Below are 22,600 nucleotides of genomic sequence, written 5' to 3'. Positions count from 1 at the left end.
CCCTTTCCATAACACGCTGGAGAGGAGAAGACAGCTATGTTCCGTCGCACATTCATGGGCGCAGCCGCCGCACTTGCATTTGCCATGCCGCTGAAGGCGCAAGCCGCAGACATCGTCGACACTGCCGTTGCTGCAGGTTCGTTTAACACCCTGGTCGCTGCCGTTCAGGCTGCGGGTCTGGTAGATACCCTGAAAGGCGATGGCCCGTTCACCGTCTTTGCCCCGACGGATGAAGCATTTGCTGCTCTGCCCGAAGGCACCGTTGAGTCACTTCTGCTGCCCGAGAACAAGGATCAGCTTGTGTCGATCCTGACTTATCATGTGGTTCCGGCCAAAGTCATGTCTGGTGACATCGCTGGCAAACGCGCCAAGGTTTTGACCGTTCAGGGCGAACGCTTGAGCGTAAATGCGAAAAATGGCGTAAAAGTAAACGATGCCAAAGTGGTACAGGCTGACATCGAAGCCAGCAATGGCGTCATTCATGTGGTCGATGCAGTGATCCTGCCGGAATAATCTGCACCCAGAAGATACCAAAGCCCCGGCGATTGTCCGGGGCTTTTGCGTTTTACGATCAGCAAATCAGACCAGACGCACCTGAGTCCCAATCTGAACAAGCGGATACAATTCTTCCACGTGTTGATTGTAGAGTCCGATACAGCCGGACGAGCTCTGACGGCCAATTTTGCGCGTGTCATGGGTTCCGTGAACAAGGTAGGCTGGCCAGCCCAGATACATGGCGCGGGTGCCCAATGGGTTTCCGGGGTCGCCACCTTCCATCCGAACCGGCAATGACGGATCCCGCTCGCGCATGGAAGCAGTCGGCGTCCAGCTTGGGAATTCGGTTTTGCGTACGACTTTTGTGTAACCGCGTTTGGTGAGTTCCTCACTCATCGGAACCGAACTTGGGTAAAGCTTATACGTTCCGTCCGGGCTCCAATAATGCACGGCGCGGCTTGTGATATCGGCCAGCAGGCAGCCAACACCAAGCTCATCAAAGTGATCCTGCCAGTTCTGTTGCGAGAACGAGGACACGTTGCGGCGCACTGGCAATTGCGTGCTGATGGCGTCTTCTGTTTCTGGGAAAGCATCTGTGCTTTGTGCCCGAACAAGGGCAGGGGTTGCCACCAATGATGCTGCGCCCAACAGGGCGGAACGACGGGTCATACGGGAATGGGACAAGACTGCCTCCGATAATTTCACTGCTCGGTACACACTTCCCGACAAAATATTTTGCTTTGATGAGTTTTTCCAGAGTATCAAAGCTGAATTTCTCGTGAGATTGGCACGTGAGCCTGCTTATCGGCGGAAAAATGCAAAACCCGGCCCAAGATAAGGCCGGGTTTGTCAGCGTAATGATCGTTCCAATCAGTCCATGGCTTTAAAGTTGAACTCGCCACCTTCTTTGATGCCCGACGGCCAGCGCGAGGTCACGGTTTTGGTTCGGGTGTAGAATTTGAAGCTGTCAGGGCCGTGCTGGTTCAAGTCACCAAACATCGATTTCTTCCAGCCACCAAAGGTGTGATAGGCCAGCGGAACCGGGATCGGCACGTTGATGCCAACCATGCCGATATTGATCCGGCTGGCAAAATCACGCGCGGTGTCACCGTCACGGGTGAAAATCGCGGTTCCGTTGCCATATTCATGGTCCATCGCCAGCTTCAGCGCCTCTTCATACGAACCGGCGCGTACGGTGGACAGGACCGGGCCAAAGATTTCCTGTTTGTAGATGTCCATGTCCGGGGTGACATGGTCGAAGAGGTGGGGGCCAACAAAAAAGCCATCTTCATAGCCCTGCAGGCTGAAGTCACGGTTGTCGACAACCAGCTTGGCGCCTTGCTCAACACCCGAGTTGATCAGACCTAGGATGCGTTCTTTTGCGGCCCCGGTGACGACCGGACCCATATCGACATCATCACCGGCCGTGTAAGGGCCGACTTTCAGCTTTTCGACACGCGGGATCAGCTTTTCGATCAGCTTGTCCGCAGTTTCTTCACCAACGGGAACCGCGACCGAGATTGCCATGCAGCGTTCGCCTGCCGCTCCAAATCCGGCACCAACTAGAGCGTCAGCCGCCTGATCTAAGTCAGCGTCGGGCATGACGATCATGTGGTTCTTGGCACCGCCAAAACACTGGGCGCGTTTGCCGTTGGCGGTTGCGCGGCTGTAGATATATTGCGCAATCGGGGTAGAACCCACAAAGCTGACACCCTGGATGATTTCGCTGTCGAGGATCGTATCAACGGCTTCTTTGTCACCGTTCACGACCTGGAACACACCTTTGGGCAGACCGGCTTCGATGAAGAGTTCAGCCAGCATCAGCGGAACCGACGGGTCACGCTCGGACGGTTTCAGGACCACGGCGTTCCCACAAGCCAGCGCCGGTCCAACATGCCAAAGCGGCATCATGGCGGGGAAGTTGAAGGGCATGATCGAACCCACGACACCCAAAGGCTGGCGCATCGAATACATGTCTATGCCGGGGCCTGCGCTGTCGGTGAACTCGCCCTTAAGCATCTGTGGCGCGCCGATGCAGTATTCAATCACTTCCAGACCACGCTGCAAGTCGCCTTTGGCATCGGGGATGGTTTTACCATGCTCGCGGCTTAGCGCTTCGGCCAGCTTGTCCATGTCGCGGTTCATCAAGCCAACCATGGCCATCATGACGCGCGCACGTTTCTGCGGGTTGGTTGCGCCCCATGCGGGCTGGGCCGCTGCTGCCGCTTCAATTGCTGCCGTGGTTTCTGCCGCGCTGGCCATTGGGCATTTGTATTGAACTTCGCCCGTCGCCGGGTTGTAAACGTCGTCGAAACGACCGGATGTACCGGCGACCATTTCGCCGTTCAGGAAATGGGTCAGATCTTGCATCAATAGCTCCTCCGATAGATTTGCGCGCAGAATAGGCTTGCAGAAATCCCGCGAACAGAGGCAATGTCTCAAAGGAGTTTTGCAAAAATGCAAAAGAGTGTGAGATGACCCCAAACTGGGACGATATGCGGATTTTTCTGGCCGTGGCACGCGAAGAAAGCTTGTCTTCTGCTGGTCGTATCCTGAAAATTGATCCTGCCACTGTCGGGCGTCGTGTTGCGCGGCTCGAATCCACTTTGGATTCTTCGTTGTTTACCAAGTCCCAGCAAGGCTATGTTCTGACACCGGCTGGGCAACGTCTTTTAGAGCACGGGCTACACGCCGAAGAGGCGATGCGTGCCGCTGCCGGAGCTGTCACCGGACCGACCAAATCACTCAGCGGACAAATCAGGATCGGCGCACCGGATGGCAGCGCCAATTACCTGCTGCCGCAGGTCTGCGCAAAAATCAGCGATGCGAACCCTGATCTGGACATTCAGATTCTTGCACTTCCGCGGGTAATCAACTTGTCCCGGCGCGAGGCGGACATGGCTGTGACAGTCAGTGCGCCAACAGCCGGCCAACTGCGTGTGAAAAAGATCAGCGACTATAAACTGCATATGGTTGCGACCGAAAACTATCTGCACCGACATGGTCCGATCCGCTCTGTCACAGACCTGAAAGGGCACAGGTTGATCGGCTATATCCCCGACATGATCTTCGACCGCGAGCTGGATTACCTGAACGACATTGGTATTGACCGTGTCGCGCTTGCATCGAACTCGGTCTCGGTCCAATTGCGGCAGGTCACGCTGGGAACCGGGGTCTGCGTGGCCCATGATTTCACGCTACCCTTCCATCCCGATCTGCGGAAAATCCTGACGGATCAAGTGAGTTTGACGCGCAGTTTCTATCTTGTGCGGCATGAAGGTGACCAACGCAACGAACGGTTGAACCGCTTTGCCGAAGCTCTGACGCGCGGCATTCGCGAGGAAGTGCTTCGTTTGGAAGCAGTGGCCGACGCTTGACAGGTCGCGACAATCGCGCAACGCTTTGGAATAAGTGTGATTATTTCCGGAGGTATTCTTCATGCTAGTACAGGCCATCCTGAAGTCTAAGGCGACCGATGGTGTCGTGACCGTGGCGTCGACAGCGACTGTCTCAGAGGCCTCGAAGATTCTTGCGGAGAAGCGTATCGGTACAGTCGTGGTTTCCGACGATGGTGGCGAAACCGCTGCAGGTATATTGTCGGAACGTGACATCGTTCGAGAATTGGCGGCCAGCGGCAGTGGCTGTCTGAACCAGCCAGTAAAGTCTTACATGACGCAGGACCTTGTGACAGCGACGCGTCAGACCACAGTTGAGGACATCATGTCACAAATGACGGAAGGGCGTTTCCGCCATATGCCGGTTGTTGAAGATGGCAAACTTGTTGGCATCGTAACGTTGGGCGATGTGGTGAAGGCCCAGCTTTCCGAATTGGCCATGGAAAAAGACGCTTTGGAAAGCATGATAATGGGCCACTAGCGGCCAGAGCTGCCAAAGCAATCACTTGCACCTGCAGCAAAGTTGTGTTTGCTTGCGCAGAAATTTTGTTGCGCAGGAGGGCGTGATGCGGGTTGGATTGTATCCTGGAACCTTTGATCCCATCACAATGGGCCACATCGATATCATTCGTCGGGCGGCAGCTTTGGTCGACAAGCTGGTCATTGGTGTTGCCATCAACCGGGATAAAGGACCTTTGTTCTCGTTAGAAGAGCGCGTGGCCATGATTGAAGCCGAATGTTCCCAGCTTTCTGAACAGACCGGGACCGAGATTGTCGCGCATCCGTTTGAAAACCTGCTGATCGATTGCGCGCGGGATGTCGGGGCGCAGATCATTGTGCGTGGCTTGCGCGCTGTTGCCGACTTTGAGTACGAATTTCAGATGGTTGGAATGAACCGTGCATTGGACGATTCAATCGAGACCGTCTTTTTGATGGCAGAAGCGCGCCATCAGGCAATTGCCTCGAAACTGGTCAAGGAAATCGCCCGATTGAATGGGGACGTGTCGAAGTTCGTCACGCCCCGCGTCAACGCCGCGCTGAAAGAACGGTTAGGCTAGGGCGCCCATTGCGGCGGCTGTGTCCAACATCCGGTTCGAGAAGCCCCATTCATTGTCATACCAGGCCAGTACGCGAACAAGTGTGCCATCGGTGACTTTGGTTTCGGCCAGCGACACGGTCGAGCTGTGCGGGTCGTGATTGAAGTCAACGGAAACCAGCGGCCGGTTTTCAGCAGCCAATACGCCGGGGATTTTTGCTGCGGCATCGATGAACAGCTGATTTACCTCTTCTTCGGTGGTTGGGCGGGATACTTCAGCCACCAAGTCAACGACTGAAACGTTCGGGGTAGGGACGCGGATTGCCTGACCCGTCAGTTTGCCTTGCAGTTGCGGCAGCACCAAGCCAACGGCGGCAGCCGCGCCGGTTGTGGTGGGGATCATCGACAACGCCGCGGCGCGTGACAGGTAAGGGTCTTTTCCAACTAAGTCATGTACGGGCTGGCTGGCCGTATAGGCGTGGACAGTCGTCATATTACCATGCTTGATGCCAAGCCCCGCATCCAGGGCAGCAGCGACCGGCGAAAGGCAGTTGGTGGTGCAGGATGCGTTCGACACGACCAGGTCTTCGGCGGTCAGTTCGTGATCATTTACACCAAACACGACGGTCTTGATGTTGCCATCACCGCGGGCCGGGGCCGAGATCAGAACCTTTTTCGAGCCGTTTTTGAAGTGACGCTCAGCGGCCTCTCGCGTACGGAAAACACCGGTGCATTCCAGAACGACATCAATATCCGACCAAGGTAGGTCTTCGGGGTTGCGTTCGCTGGTCAGGCGGATCGGCCCACGACCAACGTCCAAACCTGCGTCGCTGAGTGTAACCGGGTTGGCGTAGCGACCATGCACGCTGTCGAACTCAAACAGATGTGCGTTCATGTCAGGTTTGCCCAGATCGTTGATCGCCACGATTTCAACGTCTGTGCGACCGCTTTCCATCACTGCGCGCAGAACCCCGCGCCCAATCCGTCCAAATCCGTTGATGGCAAGTTTCAGGGTCATGGTCTGCTCCGTCGGAAAACCTATATCAGATTAGTTAGCGCTAACAACTCCAGATCAACGAAAGAGTCAAGAGAAACCTCGATCAGCGCCAGAAGGCGAGCCAGTCCAAAAATTCGTAGAGCTTCTTGGCAAGGAACAGCAGGTGGTCGCCGCCGTACAGGGTCATATCCAGCATTGCGCCCCCAAGCAGTAGGATGCCGAGCCAGATGGCGATAAGATTGGTCATGGCCGTTCCGAACAAAAATGCCCGCCCAGATAACCTGAGCGGGCATTAAGGTACAAGCGAAGTCCGAATGGTCAGTTAAGACGCCCCATCGCCACGGCCACGTCGGCCATACGGACTGAGAAGCCCCATTCGTTGTCATACCAGGCCAGAACACGGACCAGGCGATTGTCTACAACGCGGGTCTGATCCGGTGCGAAGATAGAGCTTTCTTCGGTGTGGTTGAAATCTGTTGAGACCAGCGGTGCGGGCTCAAAACCTAGTACGCGCTGCATTGGGCCTTTGGCAGCTTCTTCGACGATAGCGTTGACTTCCTCGACGGTTACATCGCGCGCGGCACGGAAGGTCAGGTCTACAGCAGAGACATTCGGAGTGGGGACGCGGATCGCGGACCCGTCCAGACGGCCTTTGAGGTTCGGCAGAACTTCGCCCAACGCCTTGGCGGCTCCGGTCGACGTCGGGATCATCGACATAGCTGCGGCACGGGCGCGGTACAGGTCGCTGTGGCGACGGTCCAGTGTCGGCTGGTCGCCGGTATAGGCGTGGATGGTGGTCATAATGCCGTTTTCAATACCGACGCCTTCGTCAAGTACCTTGGCCAACGGGGCCAGGCAGTTGGTGGTGCAAGAGCCGTTCGATACCATGTTGTCATTGGCGGTCAGCGTATTGTGGTTCACGCCGAAGACGATGGTCTTGTCGACATTCTTGCCCGGAGCGGACAGCAGAACCTTTCCGGCACCGCGCTCAAGGTGGGTTTTCGCCTTTGTGCCGTCGTTGAACTTGCCTGTGCATTCCAGAACGACGTCGCAGCCTTCCCAGTCCAGCTCGTTCATGTCGTAGGTCGAGAACATCTGCATCGGGCCGCGACCCAGATCCATCGTGTTTCCGTCAATGGAGACTTCGCGCGGGAAACGCCCGTGAACACTGTCGTATTTCAAAAGGTGCGCCGAGGTTTCCAATGGGCCGGTGGCGTTGACTTTGATCACTTCGATGTCGTTACGCCCCGAAGCGGCGATGTGCGACAGGGTGCAGCGGCCAATGCGGCCAAAACCATTGATACCGACCTTGATGGTCATATGACGTCTCCAGATGCGCTTGCTTTGTGGGCCATATAGCGGCGAAATGGGAATCTCAAAAGGGCAAAAACGGCATATTTTTAAGGTGTTAGCGCAAACCTGCGCCGATTGCGCTAACGCTTGCGCTAGCTGAGAGATCAGGTAGGGTCCCGATGCGGCAGATGGCAGGAAAGGACACGCGATGAGCGGACTGTTGGCCCTTTTGGACGATGTGGCGGGAATTGCCAAAGTGGCGGCGGCTTCGGTCGACGACGTGGTTGCGGCGGCAGGTAAGGCCGGGGCCAAGACTGCCGGGGTGATCATCGACGACGCGGCGGTCACGCCCAAATATGTTCAGGGGTTTGCGCCTGCGCGAGAGTTGCCGATCATCTGGCGCATTGCGCGCGGGTCGATTTTCAACAAGATCATATTGCTGCTGCCGGTGGCGCTGCTACTGGCCAACTTCGCGCCGTGGCTGATCACACCATTACTCATGATTGGAGGGTCTTACCTTTGTTTTGAAGGGGCCGAAAAGATATTCCACGTCTTGTTCCCGCACGGCAGCCACGCCATTGAACAGGACATGGATGTCCGTGACCCCGGTCACCTCGAGGAACAAAAGGTCAAAGGCGCGATCAAGACGGACTTTATCTTGTCGGCCGAGATCATGACGATTGCTTTGGCGGCGATCGAAGCGCCGAACCTGTGGATGCAGGCGGCGACTCTGGCCGTTGTTGGGATCGGGGTGACGGTGGCTGTTTATGGTTCTGTTGCGCTGATCGTAAAAATGGATGATGTCGGGCTTTATCTGGCGCAAAACGCACCGACCCCGATTGGTCGTGGTCTTGGCCGTGGGTTGGTCAAAGCGATGCCCGGCGTGATGAAAACCCTGTCCATTGTTGGGACAGCAGCGATGCTGTGGGTCGGCGGGTCGATTGTGATCCACGGGATGGAGGTGTTGGGCTTCGGATGGTTGGGCCATCACATCCACGATTGGGCCTACGCCATTGGTCATTCGGTTTCCGATCAATGGGTTGGCGCAGTTGAGTGGATGTCCAAGGCCACGATGGATGGCGTATTTGGTTTGGCTTGGGGATTGGTTTTGATCCCGGTGGCGACCAAAGTGATTGGGCCTTTGCTTTCGAAGAAGTCACAAACACATTGAAACCCAAATGAAAAGGGCGGCCTAAGCCGCCCTTTGCTTGATCAGATGCGTCTGTTTTACAGGCCCAGCAGTTCTTTGACTTTGGCTACGGTTGCTTCGGCGGTGATGCCGAAATGCTTGTAAAGCTCTCCTGCCGGGGCTGAAGCACCAAAGCTTGACATGCCGATGAACCCGGCTTTGGCCTCGCGACCACGCTCACCCAGAAGCCAGCGATCCCAGCCTCCGGCGCGAACGGCGGCTTCGATGCCGACGCGAACCGCACCGGCAGGCAGAACGCGTTTGCGGTAGGCTTCGTCTTGTTCAGCGAACAGTTCCATACAGGGCATCGAGACAACACGGGTTCCGATGCCCTCGGCTTCGAGCATCGCTTTGGCTTCCATCGCCAGGGACACTTCGGACCCGGTCGCGATCAGGATGGCCTGACGTTTGCCTTCGGCTTCAGCCAAGACATAAGCACCTTGCGCAACGAGGTTCTTGGTTTTGTGCTGGGTCCGCACGGTCGGCACACCCTGACGGGTCAGAGACAGGACCGACGGGCTGTCCTTGAAGGTCAGCGCCAGCTCCCACGCTTCGGCAGTTTCAACCGTGTCAGCGGGGCGGAACACATAGGTGTTCGGCGTTGCACGTGAGATGGCCAGATGTTCAACCGGCTGGTGGGTCGGGCCGTCTTCGCCCAGGCCGATTGAGTCATGGGTCATCACGAAGACAGATGGGATTTTCATCAGGGCCGCCAAACGCATGGACGGGCGGGCATAGTCGGTGAAGGCCATGAATGTACCGCCATAGGGGCGGATGCCACCATGCAGCGCCATGCCGTTCATCGCAGCGGCCATGCCGTGTTCGCGAATACCGTAGTGGATATAGCGTCCTTTGCGGTTTTCCGGCAGGAACACACCCATATCGGCCGATTTGGTGTTGTTCGAGCCGGTCAGGTCAGCCGAGCCGCCAACGGTTTCGGTCATGATCGGGTTCACGACGTTCAGTACTTTTTCTGACGAGGCGCGGGTAGCCAGCTTTGGTTGATCTTCCGAAACTTGCTTTTTGAAAGAACGAATGGCGCCAGCCAGCTTTTTAGGGGCTTCAAACGCGTAGGCACGGTTGAACTCGGCCTGCTTGCGTTCAGAAAGTTGCGCGAAACGCTCTTCCCAGGCCGCTCGTTCGGCAGCACCACGTGCGCCAATGGCTTCCCACGCGGATTTAACATTGGCCGGGATTTCAAATGCGTCATGCGGCCAGCCATAGCCTTCCTTGGCGGCTTTCAACTGATCCTGATCGGTCAGAGCACCATGGCCTTTTGATGTATCCTGTGCTGCGTGACCCAAGGCGATGTGGCTTTCGCATGCGATCATGGTCGGCTTGCTGGACTTCTTCGCGTCCACAATCGCTGCGTCGATCGCATTTGGATCGTGGCCGTCAATCTCGATTACATGCCAGCCTGAGGCCGCAAAACGGCGCACCTGATCAGTGCGGTCGGCAATATCGACGGTACCGTCGATGGTGATGTTGTTGTTGTCCCAAAAGACGATTAGTTTGCTCAGTTCGTGGCGACCGGCCAGCGTGATCGCCTCTTGGCTGACGCCTTCCATCAGACAGCCGTCGCCAGCAATCACATAGGTATAGTGATCGACGACCTTCTTGCCGTACTGCGCGCGCTGAATCTCTTCGGCCATGGCAAAGCCCACGGCGTTCGAAATGCCCTGACCCAGCGGGCCGGTTGTTGTTTCAACACCTTCAATCAAAAAGTTTTCCGGGTGACCGGCGGTTTTTGCCCCCAATTGGCGGAAGTTTTTGATCTCGTTGAGGGTCACGTCAGCGTGGCCGGTGAGGTACAGCAGCGAGTAAACAAGCATCGAGCCGTGTCCGGCGGACAGGATGAACCGGTCGCGGTCCGGCCAGCTTGGGTTTGAAGCGTCGAATTTCAGGTGCTTTTCGAACAGTACGGTCGCAACATCGGCCATGCCCATGGGCATACCGGAATGGCCGGAATTGGCGGCGGCGACGGCATCAAGGGTCAGAGTGCGGATGGCCGCAGCTTTGTCCCAGTGTTCGGGGTTGGCTTTGCGCAGCGCAGTCAGGTCCACGGGCGTTGTTCCTTTGGGTTTGAAGCAGATTGCGGGCTCAATACCACTCAGTACCCAAAGTGCAAGCGGAACCGGGGTGAATCGGGCCGCACTGCATGAAGAGCGGAGCTCAAGTGTTTGAAAGCAAACAGTGGGTATTTTCTGTCGCATTCCGCTAGACTGTCTGCAGGCGGGATTCGGTTTTGATTCGGATCGCATCGAAACAGAATGAACCTTGATAAAGAGGTGACAGGGGCATGAGCCAGATAGAAGACTTACAGCACCGCATAATTGCCGCGATGGACCGTATTAGCGTGGGGGTCGAGGCATTGGGCGCTGAATCTCGGGGCACCGGGCCGGATGACGGACTTCAGACTGCGCTGGAAGATGAACGCATTGCCAACGCGCAACTTCAGGAACGGCTGAAATCTCTGAAACAGCAGCACGAAGAGCAAATGGATGGCTTACGCGCTGATCTGGAAGAGCTGCGTGCGGCACCGTCTGACGGTTCGGAAATCGACGCACTGCGCGCAGAGTTGGAAGAAGCCCGCGCCAAGATCGCCTCGGTCGAGGCTGCGCGCGCCGAGCTGGCCGAAGCCAAGGCGGCACTGGACAACAGCACCGAGTTGGACGCATTGAAAGCCGAAAACGAAGAAATGCGGGCAGAGCTTGATGGAAAGGAAGATCCCGAGCCACTGAAAGCCGAGTTGGAAGAGCTGCGTGGCATGTTGGATCAGGCTAAAGCAGTGGAGGCTGAAAACAGCCGCCTCAAGGCCGAGTTAGAAGACACGGAACGTGTCGGTGACCTGAGCGCCGAGTTGGAAATGCTGCGTGCTGAACGCGCAAGCCATGGTGCCGCAATGTCTCGTTTGGACGACGATCTTCAACGTATGCGAAAGGCAAATGAACAATTGCGCCATGCCGTTGACGAGTTGCGCGCGGCCGCAACTGAGGGCCTGACGGATGCAGAGCTTCTCAACAAGGCCACGGTCGCCGAACTTGAAGCCACGCGAGCAGCGCAAGCCTCGGACGCGGCCGAGGCGCAGGCCGTTCTTGCGCGTCTTGAGCCGCTGCTGTCGCAGGCGAAACTTGTAGAAGGTGAGGTAGAATAATGCCCGAAGTGACCATAAATATCGGCGGTCGCGGCTTTGACGTCTCGTGCAGGGACGGTGAGGAGCCCTTTCTGCATTCCGCAGCCAAAATGCTGGACGATGAAGCCCAGGTTTTGTCCGATCAGATCGGCAGGATGCCTGAATCCCGCATGCTTTTGATGGCCGGGCTCATGCTTGCTGACAAGACTGCAGCAACGGAAGACAAGGTCAAATCGCTTGAGGCAAAGTTGGCCGAGGTCGAGGCCCAGCTTCAGAACCTCAGGAACGCTCCTCCGCCGGAACCAGAACGCGTCGAAGTGGCAGTTGTTCCGCCATCTGTCACCGATACACTGGCAGAGCTGGCCGCGCGGGCAGAAGCGCTTGCGGCCGTTGTCGAGGAGAAGAAAGCCTGATGACTGTGTTGCGAAACGCCTTGTTTGCGGCTGCACTGGCTGTGCCTGCGACTTCCGCTTTGGCAGAGATTGACATTCTGTCAGTCACATTCACTTGCGAAAACGGAATACCCTTGCCGGTGACCTATTTCAACGCGTCCGACGGTTCAGGCGCTGCGGCGACGATCGTGGACAATATTCTGGTTGCTATGCGCCAAGTGGAAAGCGGGTCAGGTATCCGCTATGAATCCAGCGGAGATCAAGGAACCTATATTCTGCGCTCAAAAGGCTGGAAGGCATCGATCAGCTATTTGGCGGCGGGCGCCGCCAATGAGCAGGCAATTTTTCAGGACTGTTCCAGCCGATAAGCAGGCTTACGCGTTTGCTTCACGAATTTTGTCGGCTGCATCTTTGTTGTAGCCGACACCGTTTTCGTCAAACAGAGTGTCCAGCTCACCCGACAGGGTCATTTCGGTGATGATGTCGCAACCGCCGACAAATTCGCCTTTGACGTAAAGCTGAGGTACGGTCGGCCAGTCAGAGTAGTCCTTGATACCCTGACGAACTTCCTCGTCGGCCAAAACGTTCACGTCAGCGTAGTCAACGCCCATATAGTTCAGCACACCGGCCACGCGGGAGGAGAAGCCACACTGAGGCATCTCCTTGGTGCCTTTCATGTACAGCACCACATCATTGGCTTTGACGGTTTCGTCGATCTGGGTCTTCACATCGGTCATTTCGCGTTTCCTTCAAAGATCGCGTCTTTGGCTGTCGATTACTACTTGCCGCCACGCGTGTCGTCGTTTGTTTTCTTTACTAGATTTAGGTCAGTTGCTTCCATTCCCAATGGTGGTTTCTCATTAGGTTGGGGCGGTTGCCATCCACCCATTGATTTAAGCACATTCCTAAGAAATTTATTATTCCGGTACTTTGGTGGTCAGCGCCAGCGCGTGCAGTTCACCATCTGGGCCGTCCATTTTGCCTTTCAAGGCCGCGTAGACAGCGCGCTGCTGCTGTACGCGGTTCTTGCCGCGAAAGCTTTCGTCCACGACCATGGCGGACATGTGAACGCCATCGCTGCCGCCAACCTGAATTTCCGCGTTGGGAAAGCTCTCGCGCAGCAGGGTTTCAATTTCGTGGGCGCTCATCGGCATGTAGGTTTACTCCTAAAGGTCTTTATCAAGATGTAGAGCGGTGGGGCGGGGCGTGCAAGATGGCACGTGCGGACAAATCCGGTAAATCCTGCGCCTTTTTAGACGCGCAGGATTTCCGTATTTGGGACGAGAAGAAGCCTGTATTTTAAGCCACGGCCGCGGCAAAGCTGGTGCGGAAGGTCTCTGTAAGCTCGGCCAGCGGTGCCTCGGAACTGCCGACCTTCACGCAATCACCTGTAAATCGACCGACAGAGACCAGCGGTACACCGGCTTGGCCGGCTGCAATCATAAGTGCCTCTGCCTGGTCAAAGTTGCAGGCGATCAGATAACGCGCCTGATCTTCGCCAAACAGGAATTCGGTTGGGGCTTCGTCGAGATGGACACCAACGCCAGCCGCTTCGGCCAGTTCGAAGGCGGCCAATGCAAGACCGCCATCGCCAAGGTCGGTACAGGCTTTGATCATCTCGCGGTTGGCGCGAATGAAGTCACCGTTGCGCTTTTCAGCATCCAGATCAACACGCGGCGCATCACCGTCTTCACGGTTGAACACCTCGGCCAATAGTGCGGACTGGCCCAGATGGCCCTTGGTTTCACCGATGACCAGGGCGACGTGACCCTCACGGACTTCATTGCCGATAATCTCATCTGAATGGTTCAGCAGGCCAACCGCACCGATTGTTGGGGTGGGTAGGATCGCCTGACCATCGGTTTCATTGTAAAGCGACACATTGCCCGAAACGATCGGCATATCCAACGCGCCAACGGCGGCACCGATGCCTTGAATGGCACCGACGAACTGGCCCATGATTTCGGGCTTTTCGGGGTTTCCGAAGTTCAGGTTATCAGTGGTGGCCAGAGGTTTGGCACCAACAGCGGTCAAGTTGCGATAGGCTTCGGCAACAGCTTGTTTGCCGCCTTCAACCGGGTTTGCGCGTACATAGCGCGGTGTCACGTCTGAGGTAAAGGCAAGCACCTTGTCGGTGCCGTGGACACGCACCATGCCAGCGCCCAGACCCGGTGTGCGGGCGCTGTCCGCCATCACCATGGTGTCGTACTGTTCGTACACCCACTGCTTTCCAGCGTAGTTGGGCGAAGAGAGCAGGGCGCGCAGCCCATCGATCGGGTCGATCTGAGGCACATCGGCCAATTCTTCGGCAGCAGGCGTCGGCTCCCACGGACGGTCATATTCTGGCGCGGTGGAGGAGAGCTTGGACAAGACAAGGTCCGCCTTGACTTCGCCGTTATGCATGATCAGGAAGCGGTCTTCGGCGATGGTTTCACCGACGATGGCGAAGTCCAGATCCCATTTTTCGAAAACAGCGCGGGCCTCGGCCTCAAGTTCCGGCTTGAGAACCATCAACATACGTTCCTGAGATTCCGACAGCATCATCTCATAGGCTGTCATATTCTCTTCGCGCTGGGGTACGCTTTCCAGATCGAGGCGTACGCCCAGACCACCCTTGTCACCCATTTCCACGGCAGAACAGGTCAGACCCGCCGCGCCCATATCCTGGATCGAGATCACTGCTCCGGTCCGCATCAGTTCGAGCGTCGCTTCCATCAGGCGTTTTTCGGTGAAGGGGTCGCCAACCTGTACTGTCGGGCGCTTTTCTTCGATGGTGTCGTCGAATTCAGCAGAGGCCATCGTCGCGCCGCCAACGCCGTCTCGACCGGTTTTAGCGCCCAGATAGACGACGGGCATCCCGACGCCGGACGCGGCGGAGTAGAAAATCTTGTCGCTGTCGGCCAGACCAGCAGCAAATGCGTTCACCAGACAGTTGCCGTTATAGGCCGGATGGAATCGGACTTCGCCGCCGACGCATGGCACGCCAAAACAGTTGCCATAGCCGCCGATGCCTTCGACCACGCCATTCACCAGCTGACGGGTCTTGTGGTGGTCGGGTTCGCCGAATGACAACGCGTTCATCGATGCAATGGGGCGCGCGCCCATGGTGAAGACGTCGCGAAGAATGCCACCAACGCCCGTTGCCGCACCCTGATAGGGTTCGATGTATGACGGGTGGTTATGGCTTTCCATTTTGAAAACAACAGCCTGGCCGTCGCCAATATCAACAACGCCTGCGTTTTCACCAGGTCCGCAAATCACCTGAGGCCCCGATGTAGGCAGGGTGCGCAGCCATTTCTTGGACGACTTGTACGAGCAATGCTCGTTCCACATCGCGGAAAAGATGCCCAGTTCGGTAAAGGTCGGTTCACGCCCGATGATCTCGAGGATCATGTCGTATTCCTCGGGCTTGAGCCCGTGTGCAGCAATCAGATCGGGTGTGATGGCGGGCTCTTGCATCTTCTGTCCTGTGTCCAAGTGGGCCGAGATTTCGCGCCTTGTAGGGCAAGCGCGCGCGTGTGGAAAGGGTCAAGACGGCGCAGGCTGCGTCTTTCAAAGAAAAACGGAACCGACGGCGGCGCCGGTTCCGTATGAAAGCACCGAAGCTTTGGTGCAGATCGCAGGAACAAACCGCGAAGGTTACGCCTGTCCCTGGTCCTTGTTGAGTTCAGCTGCCGCGGCGGCACCAACAGCTGTTTTCTGTTCGGGGGTCAGGTTTTCAGCATCATCCAGGCCCGGGATTGCAACGCGCACCTCACGGCGGGCAAAGTCGATGCCGTTCTCCTTGAAGGCGGCCTTGACCCGGTTGAAGATTTCCTTGCGCAGGGTGAACTGCTTGCCCGGCTTTGCCATGAACTTGCCGCGGATGATCATGCCGACATCGTCAAAGTCGAACACGCCCTGAGACTTGAAGGGCTGAAGGAAACCATCCTTGTGAGTTTCGTCTTCCATCATCTCGGCACCGATCTTCTTGAAGATCTTTTTGACCTTGTTGGGGTCAGTGTCGAAAGGCACGGTGAACTTCAGCTTCATGATCACCCAGTCGCGACTGAAATTGGTCAGTTTCTGAATCTCACCATAGGGAATGGTGTGAACGGGACCGCGGTGGTGGCGTAGTTGCATCGAGCGGATCGAGATTTTCTCAACCGTGCCCATTGTGCCGCCCACATCCACATACTCACCTACGCGGAAGGCATCGTCGATCAGGAAGAAAATCCCGCCCACGATATCGGCGACCAGTTTCTGTGCGCCAAAACCGATGGCCAGACCCAGAACACCGGCACCGGCCAACAGAGGTGTGATGTTGATACCCAACGCACCCAAAGCCAGAAGAACAAAGATAACGGCAATGGCTACTTGTGCAGTAACGCGTAGCAGTGGCAGAACAGTCGCCAGACGTGATCCGCCGGAACCTCCGCCTTCACCGGCTTCTTCATCCGGGCTTTGTTCGGCGGCTGTTTGTTCTTTTGCGAGGCGGCGGTTTATCCAAAGTGAAACGATTTCGTTCAGGATGTACCCGACCGCGATTATAATAAAGAACTGGATCACTTTGCTGCCGGACTCAGTTCCACCGCCTGCGATTTCCTGAAGGTCAAGGTCCCACGCATTGGCGATCATAAGAATGACCAAAACACCGGCCAGAACCCGCCCGATACGAATGTAGCTTCGCTTGGTGGACTTATAGGCGCGCTCTGCGACAGGGCCGTCGCCAAGCATAGGTGGTTGAAGGTGACGTACCAGGCCACGGATCAGCGTATCCAAAGCAGGAGCGATCAGCAGCCAGAACATGGTGACGAAGTGTGCTCCATGTGCCAGAAGGCCAAATACCACCGGGTTGTTCTGCGCTGCGAGATACTCGACCAGCAGCCAAGTGCCGGCGGAAACACCGATAGCAATGTAAGGGTAGAGCCTCGCTACCTCTTCATCAAACCGTGTACGATCAGGGTCTGAACCACGCATCATGTCGGACAATCCATCACGTGCCGTCCAGGCAATCACCGCGATGTAGATGTGAATCGCTGTATTCAGCCAGAAACCCAAACGGGATTCACCCGGTGGGACGCCGTTGATGGCGTTGAAGTCCAAAATGAACATGGTGAACCCAATCAGCAGGAATAAGCCGATCAAGTTGCGATGCAGGTAACTCGCCCAGTGGTCGCTAACATTGACCATACGAAGATCGTGCTGTTGCGGGGCTAGAATGAAACGCGAAATGGCTGCACCCAAACGAGGGAACCAAATTAGGAAGAAAACAAATGGTGCAGCCTGCGCGATCTGAGGCTCGTCCAAAAGCCGACGCCCTACAAAAACCAGAGTGTAATAAAAGACCAGAAGGCCAAGAAACTCACCGCAAAAGCGTTTGAACAAATAGGTGGCCGCACCTCGAAGGTTTGTAGAAGCATCTCCATCAACTACTTTAAGCCATCGGCGCGTCCACAGCCCAACGATCTTCTCGGCGGCAAAACCAACCGCTAGGGCGATGAAAGTGAAGCCAAAAAGACTAACTAGCCCGCTGGACCCAAAGCTACTTCCGAAATTCGAGAATGCTTGAACCTGAGCTGAAATTAACAGAGGGATCTTTCTGATAACATCCATCCAGGACGCGGCCATGGTGCTAACGGTGTCCGAGATGGCCTGAAATATACCCTTTTCGGTCGTGCCACTTTCGGCCCGCTTTTCTGCAACAGCATCAAGCCGCTCCAACAGAATCGCGCGCACCTGGTCGTCAGACATCCGCGCAACAAGGTCGTCGACCTGTTCGGGTGTCAGATCTTCGGGAATCGTCACTGAGGACGGCGTGCTGGTGCCTTGTGCCAGAAGTGGGGTCGCTAAAAATAAAGCGGAAATGATCGCCAGCATGAGGCGGAGTGGGTGGAACATTGATTTTCCCTCGAACACGAAATTGTTTCGTTTTTTGGGGATCATATGCCTATGCGTGTATTTTTCCCAGAGCTTTCGCTGGCTAAATGCTTTTGGCCGCGCAAAAAAAAGGCCGAGCTATAAGCTCGGCCGTAGTCCAACAGGGAGGTATGAAGATGATGAGCGTTTCAGCATCACCGCCTTCGAGTGCTCATTTAGGTGTCAGTTTGTGAAGGTTCAAGGAGTTTAACCCTGTTAAGACCTCATGCCCGATATGCTATGGGTGCATATCTAGAGTTTACCCATCTGTTTCAATTGCTTGCGCTGCGCAATGATCTCATCCTGAACGAAATCACGGAACGCGCCGACGCGCTTCGAATGCCTGAGCTCTTCGGGATAGGCCAAGTATACAGGAACATCAGCGGTTTCGATGTCGGACAGTACCGGCACCAGATGCGGAAAATCCTGCGTTACATAATCAGGAAGAACCCCAATACCCAGATTGTGCAGAACGCCCTGAAGTACTCCGAAATAGTTGTTCACGGTCAGTAACGACCCTGGATTGTAGGTCATCAGGTGGCGCACCATCGCTGCGCTGGCTCCGACTTGCGGTGCTGCGGGGGTTTGGCAAATCAGTCGATGGTCTTTGATTTCGTCCAACGAATTCAACGTTCCACCATGAGCCTCGATATAGTCCTGCGTCGCGTACAGCATCATTTGCACCGTCATCAAACGCTTGCGAACCAAGTCGGCTTGACTGGGTTCTTTCATGCGAATGGCGACGTCCGCCTCACGCATGGGAAGGTCCAAAACGCGTTCTTCCAGCATCAAGTCGATGTTGAGATCGGGGTACTGCTCGTACAGTTTAGGCAGGCGCGGGGCCAGCCAGAGAGTTCCGAAGCCGAATGTGGTCGTAACCCGCAGGACGCCAAAGACCTCTTCTTCGCTGTCCCGAATGCGCGCGGCTGCAGCATCCAGCCGTTTCGACATTGCGGATGTGGCGTCAAACAGCAATTCACCTTGTTCGGTAAGAATCAGTCCCCGCGCATGACGATGAAAAAGGGTCGCATCCAGCGATTCTTCCAATGCACGGATCTGTCTGCTCACGGCGGATTGAGACAGATTGAGCTTGTCACCTGCGTGGGTCAGGCTGCCTGCATCGGCCACTGCGTGAAATATTCTAAGCTTGTCCCAATCCATCACCGCAACTTTCGTTATCCTTTTGGATGCCTATATGAAAGAGGTGACAAGTTCCACATTCAAAGGGCGAAATCGTTACTTATCAGTGGATAAATCCTATACAGGTCAGAAATTATGACCTAAAATGCATCGAAATGAAGCACACTGATCTGACGAGGGGAGACGTCTGATGAGTCAGCCACAGATAACGTTAAACGACCGGTTTGATCTTGAGAAAAACCCCGTTCTTTTGAACGGAACTCAGGCGCTTGTCCGGTTGATGCTGATGCAGAAAGCAAGGGACCGGCAAGCGGGCCTGAACACGGCGGGCCTAGTTACCGGTTATCGAGGTTCGCCCCTTGGTGCGGTCGATCAGCAGATGATGCGCGCCCAAAAGCCGCTGGCTGAAAACGATGTGACGTTTCAGTTCGGATTGAACGAAGATCTGGCTGCAACTGCGCTTTGGGGCAGTCAGCAGGCGGGATTGCGCGCGGATGGCAAGTTCGATGGCGTTTTCGGGCTTTGGTACGGCAAAGGTCCTGGCGTTGACCGGTCCGGCGACGTTATGCGCCACGCGAACATGGCCGGAACGGCCAAACATGGCGGCGTCCTTATGGCGATGGGTGATGACCATACCGGTGAAAGCTCGACGGTTTTGCATCAGTCCGAATGGTCGCTGGTTGACATGTATATGCCGATTGTCAGCCCCGCTGGCGTTCAGGAAATTCTGGACTACGGCATATACGGCTTCGCACTCAGTCGCTTTGCTGGGGTCTGGGTCGGTTTGAAAACGATGAAAGACACAATCGAGGTCACTTCGGTTGTGGATGGCAGCCCGAACCGGATGCAGGTCGTTGTGCCTGAATTCGACATGCCGGAAGGTGGGTTGAACATTCGGTTGGGTGACACTCCGCACCTGCAGGAAACGCGCGTCATCGACTACAAAAGGTTCGCGGCCGAAACGTTTTCCCATGCCAATAAGCTCGACAAGCGGATGTGGGGCAAACCCGGTGCCAAGATCGGCTTTGTGGCTGCAGGCAAGAACTGGCTAGATCTGACACATGCTCTTTCGCTTTTGAATATCGACGAGGCCGAGGCCGAACGGCTGGGGATCACCACTTACAAGGTGGGGCAGACTTTCCCGTTGGATATGGCCGGGTTCCATGACTGGGCCGAAGGGCTGGACCTGATCGTGATCGTCGAGGAAAAGCGCAAGCTGATTGAGGTTCAGGTCAAGGAGGCCATCTTTGACGATCGGCGCGGCCGCAGGGTTTATGGCTGGTACAAAGGTGGGGCAGGGGCGCTGCACCGGGAAGAACTGTTCCCGACGCGTGGTGCGCTTGATCCGATCATGATCGCCGAAAAACTGGGTGAAATCCTGATCGAAGAGGGGCGCGAAACCGATGGTATTCGGGCTGGGCTGTCATCATTGTCCGAAGCGCGTCGGGCCGATAACGCGCAGGAAATCGCGACACGGCTTCCGTATTTCTGCTCGGGCTGTCCGCATAACAGTTCGACGAAAGTGCCTGATGGCAGCCGCGCTTATGCCGGTATCGGCTGTCACTACATGGTTCAGTGGATGGACCGCGAGACGACAGGTTTCACCCAAATGGGCGGTGAAGGCGCGAACTGGATTGGTGAAGCTCCGTTTTCGACCACCAAACACGTGTTCCAGAACCTTGGCGACGGCACTTATAACCATTCGGGCGTTCAAGCGATCCGGGCGGCGTTGTCTGCAGGAACGAACATCACCTTCAAAATCCTGTTCAACGACGCGGTCGCCATGACCGGTGGGCAGGACAACGAAGGCGACCTGACCGCAGAACGGATCGTTGCAGAGGTCAAAGCGATGGGCGTCCGTGAGGTCGCTCTGGTTTATGACGAAAAGGAAGACGTTAACTTCAAGGCTCTGCCAGCCAGCGTTCAAACATATGAGCGCGCGGATCTTATGCAAGTGCAGGAGAAATTCCGCGAGATCGAAGGCGTTTCGGTCATTGTCTATGTTCAGACCTGCGCGGCTGAAAAGCGCCGCCGTCGCAAGCGGGGCACGTTCCCGGACCCGGACAAACGAGTGTTCATCAACACTGATGTCTGCGAAGGCTGTGGCGATTGTGGGGTGCAGTCGAACTGCGTATCGATCGTGCCGAAACAGACCGAACTGGGCCGTAAGCGAGCCATTGATCAGTCAAGTTGCAACAAGGACTTTTCCTGCCTGAACGGGTTCTGTCCCTCGTTCGTGACACTTGAGGGTGCGAAAATCCGCAAAGAGGCAACGACCGAGATCGATCTGCCGGACCTACCAATGCCCGAGCTTCCCGAGATCAAGGGAACGCATAACGTGGTCATCACGGGTGTAGGGGGTACTGGCGTCGTTACCCTTGGCGCAATTCTTGCTCAGGCGGCGCAGATCGATGGCAAAGGCGCGGGCATGATGGAAATGGCGGGCTTGGCGCAGAAAGGTGGTGCGGTTCATATCCACTGCCGTCTGGCCAATCGCCCCGAAGATATCAGCGCGATCCGCGTTGCCACCGGTGAAGCCCACGCCCTGATCGGCGGCGATTTGGTGGTTTCCGCCGGGGCGAAGACCTTGGGCCTGACGCGCACCGGACGCACCGGCGCAGTCGTAAACAGCCATGAAACGGTCACGGGCGACTTCACACGCGATACGGAATTCCGCATTCCAGCCGATCAGCTGGAACTGGCCTTGCAGGCGCGGCTGAAAGAAGATGTCTCATTGTTTGACGCAACCGATCTGTCGCGCGCCGTGATGGGGGATTCGATCTATTCCAACATGATGATCTTTGGCGCGACCTGGCAGCGCGGGTTGTTGCCCGTCAGCCATCAGGCGATCTTTGACGCCATTGAGTTGAACGGAACGGCGGTCGAACGAAACAAGCGTGCGTTTGATATCGGCCGCTGGGCGGTGCTGCATCCGGATGAGGTACAGTCCATACTGTCCCCAACCGTGGCGGAGATGCCGAAAACGCTGGACCAGATCATCGAGTTCCGTGCACAGCACCTGACCGAATACCAAAGCGCCCGGTTGGCGAAACGGTATCGTAAGTTGGTTGACAGCGTTGAGGACGCTGAGGTGCGCGAAGCAGTCGCAAAGGGTTATCACAAGCTTTTGTCATACAAGGATGAATACGAGGTTGCCCGCCTTCTGCTGACCAGTCGGGAAAAGGCGGCGGCCGAGTTTGATGGCGATTTCAAGATGACGTTTCATCTGGCGCCGCCGATTTTCGGAGGATCGGGCAGCAACGGCAGGCCCAAGAAGCGCGCATTCAGCGAATCTGTCATAGGCCCATTGAAGCTGCTGACAAAGTTGAAGGCGCTGCGCGGCACACCGTTCGATGTCTTCGGGTATTCGTCCGAACGCAAAATGGAGCGTGCTTTGATCCGGCAGTACGAAAAGGACATGCGCGAAGTGTTGCCGTTATTGTCGCAGGACACACGTGATGCGATCTCTGCCTTGGCTCGACTGCCATTGGATATCCGTGGTTTCGGACCTGTTTTGCAGGAAAACGAGGCCAAGGCAGCCAAACGGCGCGAGGAGTTGCTGGCATCCATCCGCAGCGGCGGGCCCGAGTTGCAGGCAGCGGCGGAGTAAATCGTCACAAGGGCGTCACGAT

Annotated in this window: 20 protein-coding genes; 9 read left to right on the top strand and 11 right to left on the bottom strand. The window is 56.2% G+C overall.

Annotation, left to right across the window (positions count from 1 at the left end; all coding sequences use genetic code 11):
• Positions 1 to 36: 36 nt before the first annotated feature.
• Complete coding sequence (locus tag GOV85_RS01375) at positions 37 to 513, top strand: fasciclin domain-containing protein (RefSeq protein WP_050603486.1); 477 nt, start codon at positions 37 to 39, stop codon at positions 511 to 513.
• A 66-nt stretch (positions 514 to 579) separates the two neighbouring features.
• On the opposite strand, the gene GOV85_RS01370 is transcribed toward GOV85_RS01375, so the two are convergent.
• Together GOV85_RS01370 and GOV85_RS01365 are read right to left on the bottom strand one after the other, a co-directional pair.
• On the bottom strand, positions 580 to 1,164 hold the full coding sequence (locus GOV85_RS01370; protein ID WP_171089788.1) for a L,D-transpeptidase: 585 nt from the start codon (positions 1,162 to 1,164) through the stop codon (positions 580 to 582).
• Positions 1,165 to 1,365: 201 nt separating this feature from the next.
• Positions 1,366 to 2,865, bottom strand: coding sequence for a CoA-acylating methylmalonate-semialdehyde dehydrogenase (locus tag GOV85_RS01365; protein ID WP_171174270.1), 1,500 nt, complete (start codon positions 2,863 to 2,865; stop codon positions 1,366 to 1,368).
• 104 nt (positions 2,866 to 2,969) lie between these two features.
• On the opposite strand from GOV85_RS01365, the gene GOV85_RS01360 reads away from it, so the two are divergent.
• The 3 genes from GOV85_RS01360 (at position 2,970) to coaD (ending at position 4,948) form a co-directional block, all read left to right on the top strand.
• Complete coding sequence (locus GOV85_RS01360) at positions 2,970 to 3,872, top strand: LysR family transcriptional regulator (RefSeq protein WP_171174268.1); 903 nt, start codon at positions 2,970 to 2,972, stop codon at positions 3,870 to 3,872.
• Between the two features lie 61 nt (positions 3,873 to 3,933).
• A complete protein-coding gene (locus GOV85_RS01355) occupies positions 3,934 to 4,371 on the top strand; it encodes a CBS domain-containing protein (RefSeq protein WP_171174266.1) in 438 nt (145 codons plus the stop codon).
• A gap of 85 nt (positions 4,372 to 4,456) precedes the next feature.
• On the top strand, positions 4,457 to 4,948 hold the full coding sequence (gene coaD / locus GOV85_RS01350) for a pantetheine-phosphate adenylyltransferase (protein ID WP_171174264.1): 492 nt from the start codon (positions 4,457 to 4,459) through the stop codon (positions 4,946 to 4,948).
• Here the strand turns inward: coaD and gap (GOV85_RS01345) are convergent.
• The 3 genes from gap (GOV85_RS01345) to gap (GOV85_RS01335) all read right to left on the bottom strand — a co-directional run bounded on the left by gap (GOV85_RS01345) (position 4,940) and on the right by gap (GOV85_RS01335) (position 7,243).
• On the bottom strand, positions 4,940 to 5,944 hold the full coding sequence (gap, locus tag GOV85_RS01345) for a type I glyceraldehyde-3-phosphate dehydrogenase (RefSeq protein WP_171174262.1): 1,005 nt from the start codon (positions 5,942 to 5,944) through the stop codon (positions 4,940 to 4,942). The two genes, coaD and gap (GOV85_RS01345), sit on opposite strands and share 9 nt — an antisense overlap.
• Positions 5,945 to 6,026: 82 nt before the next feature.
• Positions 6,027 to 6,170: a hypothetical protein gene (locus tag GOV85_RS01340; protein WP_171174254.1), complete on the bottom strand. Its 144-nt coding sequence runs from the start codon at positions 6,168 to 6,170 to the stop codon at positions 6,027 to 6,029.
• A 71-nt stretch (positions 6,171 to 6,241) separates the two neighbouring features.
• Entirely contained in the window at positions 6,242 to 7,243 is a 1,002-nt protein-coding gene (gap, locus tag GOV85_RS01335; RefSeq protein ID WP_171174252.1) for a type I glyceraldehyde-3-phosphate dehydrogenase, read from the bottom strand.
• Between the two features lie 181 nt (positions 7,244 to 7,424).
• Here gap (GOV85_RS01335) and GOV85_RS01330 point away from each other — a divergent pair, with 181 nt between their 5' ends.
• A complete protein-coding gene (locus GOV85_RS01330; RefSeq protein ID WP_171174242.1) occupies positions 7,425 to 8,387 on the top strand; it encodes a DUF808 domain-containing protein in 963 nt (320 codons plus the stop codon).
• Between the two features lie 56 nt (positions 8,388 to 8,443).
• On the opposite strand, the gene tkt is transcribed toward GOV85_RS01330, so the two are convergent.
• Positions 8,444 to 10,468 carry a transketolase gene (gene tkt / locus GOV85_RS01325; RefSeq protein ID WP_171174240.1) on the bottom strand — a complete coding sequence of 675 codons (2,025 nt, stop codon included), beginning with the start codon at positions 10,466 to 10,468 and terminating at the stop codon, positions 8,444 to 8,446.
• Between the two features lie 236 nt (positions 10,469 to 10,704).
• On the opposite strand from tkt, the gene GOV85_RS01320 reads away from it, so the two are divergent.
• From GOV85_RS01320 to GOV85_RS01310, 3 genes are read left to right on the top strand one after another with little or no spacing between them, the layout of a single operon-like run.
• A complete protein-coding gene (locus tag GOV85_RS01320) occupies positions 10,705 to 11,559 on the top strand; it encodes a hypothetical protein (protein WP_171174238.1) in 855 nt (284 codons plus the stop codon).
• Entirely contained in the window at positions 11,559 to 11,951 is a 393-nt protein-coding gene (locus GOV85_RS01315; protein WP_171174235.1) for a cell division protein ZapA, read from the top strand. Before GOV85_RS01320 ends, GOV85_RS01315 begins: the two co-directional genes overlap by 1 nt.
• Complete coding sequence (locus GOV85_RS01310; protein ID WP_171174233.1) at positions 11,951 to 12,298, top strand: MliC family protein; 348 nt, start codon at positions 11,951 to 11,953, stop codon at positions 12,296 to 12,298. Before GOV85_RS01315 ends, GOV85_RS01310 begins: the two co-directional genes overlap by 1 nt.
• A 6-nt stretch (positions 12,299 to 12,304) precedes the next feature.
• Here GOV85_RS01310 and grxD read toward each other — a convergent pair whose 3' ends face one another.
• From grxD to GOV85_RS01285, 5 genes are all read right to left on the bottom strand, one after another.
• Complete coding sequence (gene grxD, locus GOV85_RS01305) at positions 12,305 to 12,667, bottom strand: Grx4 family monothiol glutaredoxin (RefSeq protein WP_171174231.1); 363 nt, start codon at positions 12,665 to 12,667, stop codon at positions 12,305 to 12,307.
• 180 nt (positions 12,668 to 12,847) lie between these two features.
• Positions 12,848 to 13,084, bottom strand: coding sequence for a BolA/IbaG family iron-sulfur metabolism protein (locus GOV85_RS01300; protein WP_039530494.1), 237 nt, complete (start codon positions 13,082 to 13,084; stop codon positions 12,848 to 12,850).
• Positions 13,085 to 13,229: 145 nt separating this feature from the next.
• Positions 13,230 to 15,389: a phosphoribosylformylglycinamidine synthase subunit PurL gene (purL, locus tag GOV85_RS01295; RefSeq protein ID WP_171174229.1), complete on the bottom strand. Its 2,160-nt coding sequence runs from the start codon at positions 15,387 to 15,389 to the stop codon at positions 13,230 to 13,232.
• 180 nt (positions 15,390 to 15,569) lie between these two features.
• Positions 15,570 to 17,810: a mechanosensitive ion channel family protein gene (locus tag GOV85_RS01290; protein WP_171174227.1), complete on the bottom strand. Its 2,241-nt coding sequence runs from the start codon at positions 17,808 to 17,810 to the stop codon at positions 15,570 to 15,572.
• 270 nt (positions 17,811 to 18,080) lie between these two features.
• Positions 18,081 to 18,989, bottom strand: a complete 909-nt coding sequence (locus tag GOV85_RS01285) for a LysR family transcriptional regulator (RefSeq protein WP_171174225.1) — start codon at positions 18,987 to 18,989, stop codon at positions 18,081 to 18,083.
• Between the two features lie 169 nt (positions 18,990 to 19,158).
• On the opposite strand from GOV85_RS01285, the gene GOV85_RS01280 reads away from it, so the two are divergent.
• Entirely contained in the window at positions 19,159 to 22,578 is a 3,420-nt protein-coding gene (locus tag GOV85_RS01280; RefSeq protein ID WP_171174223.1) for an indolepyruvate ferredoxin oxidoreductase family protein, read from the top strand.
• Positions 22,579 to 22,600: the final 22 nt, after the last annotated feature.

Origin of the sequence: Ruegeria sp. HKCCA4633, from assembly GCF_013034605.1 — a bacterium.
In the GTDB taxonomy this organism is placed as follows: Bacteria; Pseudomonadota; Alphaproteobacteria; order Rhodobacterales; family Rhodobacteraceae; genus Ruegeria.
Note: the sequence above shows the minus strand (reverse complement) of the source record. Positions and strands in the feature narration are given on the sequence as shown.

Bases quoted from the DNA above. Each gene is read 5' to 3' on its own strand.
- GOV85_RS01375 (WP_050603486.1), top strand. From the start codon at position 37: ATGTTCCGTCGCACATTCATGGGCGCAGCCGCCGCACTTGCATTTGCC.
- GOV85_RS01370 (WP_171089788.1), bottom strand. From the start codon at position 1,164: ATGACCCGTCGTTCCGCCCTGTTGGGCGCAGCATCATTGGTGGCAACC.
- GOV85_RS01315 (WP_171174235.1), top strand. From the start codon at position 11,559: ATGCCCGAAGTGACCATAAATATCGGCGGTCGCGGCTTTGACGTCTCG.
- GOV85_RS01285 (WP_171174225.1), bottom strand. From the start codon at position 18,989: ATGGATTGGGACAAGCTTAGAATATTTCACGCAGTGGCCGATGCAGGC.
- grxD (WP_171174231.1), bottom strand. From the start codon at position 12,667: ATGACCGATGTGAAGACCCAGATCGACGAAACCGTCAAAGCCAATGAT.
- GOV85_RS01280 (WP_171174223.1), top strand. From the start codon at position 19,159: ATGAGTCAGCCACAGATAACGTTAAACGACCGGTTTGATCTTGAGAAA.
- GOV85_RS01300 (WP_039530494.1), bottom strand. From the start codon at position 13,084: ATGCCGATGAGCGCCCACGAAATTGAAACCCTGCTGCGCGAGAGCTTT.
- GOV85_RS01340 (WP_171174254.1), bottom strand. From the start codon at position 6,170: ATGACCAATCTTATCGCCATCTGGCTCGGCATCCTACTGCTTGGGGGC.
- GOV85_RS01310 (WP_171174233.1), top strand. From the start codon at position 11,951: ATGACTGTGTTGCGAAACGCCTTGTTTGCGGCTGCACTGGCTGTGCCT.
- GOV85_RS01365 (WP_171174270.1), bottom strand. From the start codon at position 2,865: ATGCAAGATCTGACCCATTTCCTGAACGGCGAAATGGTCGCCGGTACA.
- GOV85_RS01355 (WP_171174266.1), top strand. From the start codon at position 3,934: ATGCTAGTACAGGCCATCCTGAAGTCTAAGGCGACCGATGGTGTCGTG.
- GOV85_RS01330 (WP_171174242.1), top strand. From the start codon at position 7,425: ATGAGCGGACTGTTGGCCCTTTTGGACGATGTGGCGGGAATTGCCAAA.
- gap (WP_171174252.1), bottom strand. From the start codon at position 7,243: ATGACCATCAAGGTCGGTATCAATGGTTTTGGCCGCATTGGCCGCTGC.
- GOV85_RS01290 (WP_171174227.1), bottom strand. From the start codon at position 17,810: ATGTTCCACCCACTCCGCCTCATGCTGGCGATCATTTCCGCTTTATTT.
- purL (WP_171174229.1), bottom strand. From the start codon at position 15,389: ATGCAAGAGCCCGCCATCACACCCGATCTGATTGCTGCACACGGGCTC.
- GOV85_RS01320 (WP_171174238.1), top strand. From the start codon at position 10,705: ATGAGCCAGATAGAAGACTTACAGCACCGCATAATTGCCGCGATGGAC.
- coaD (WP_171174264.1), top strand. From the start codon at position 4,457: ATGCGGGTTGGATTGTATCCTGGAACCTTTGATCCCATCACAATGGGC.
- gap (WP_171174262.1), bottom strand. From the start codon at position 5,944: ATGACCCTGAAACTTGCCATCAACGGATTTGGACGGATTGGGCGCGGG.
- GOV85_RS01360 (WP_171174268.1), top strand. From the start codon at position 2,970: ATGACCCCAAACTGGGACGATATGCGGATTTTTCTGGCCGTGGCACGC.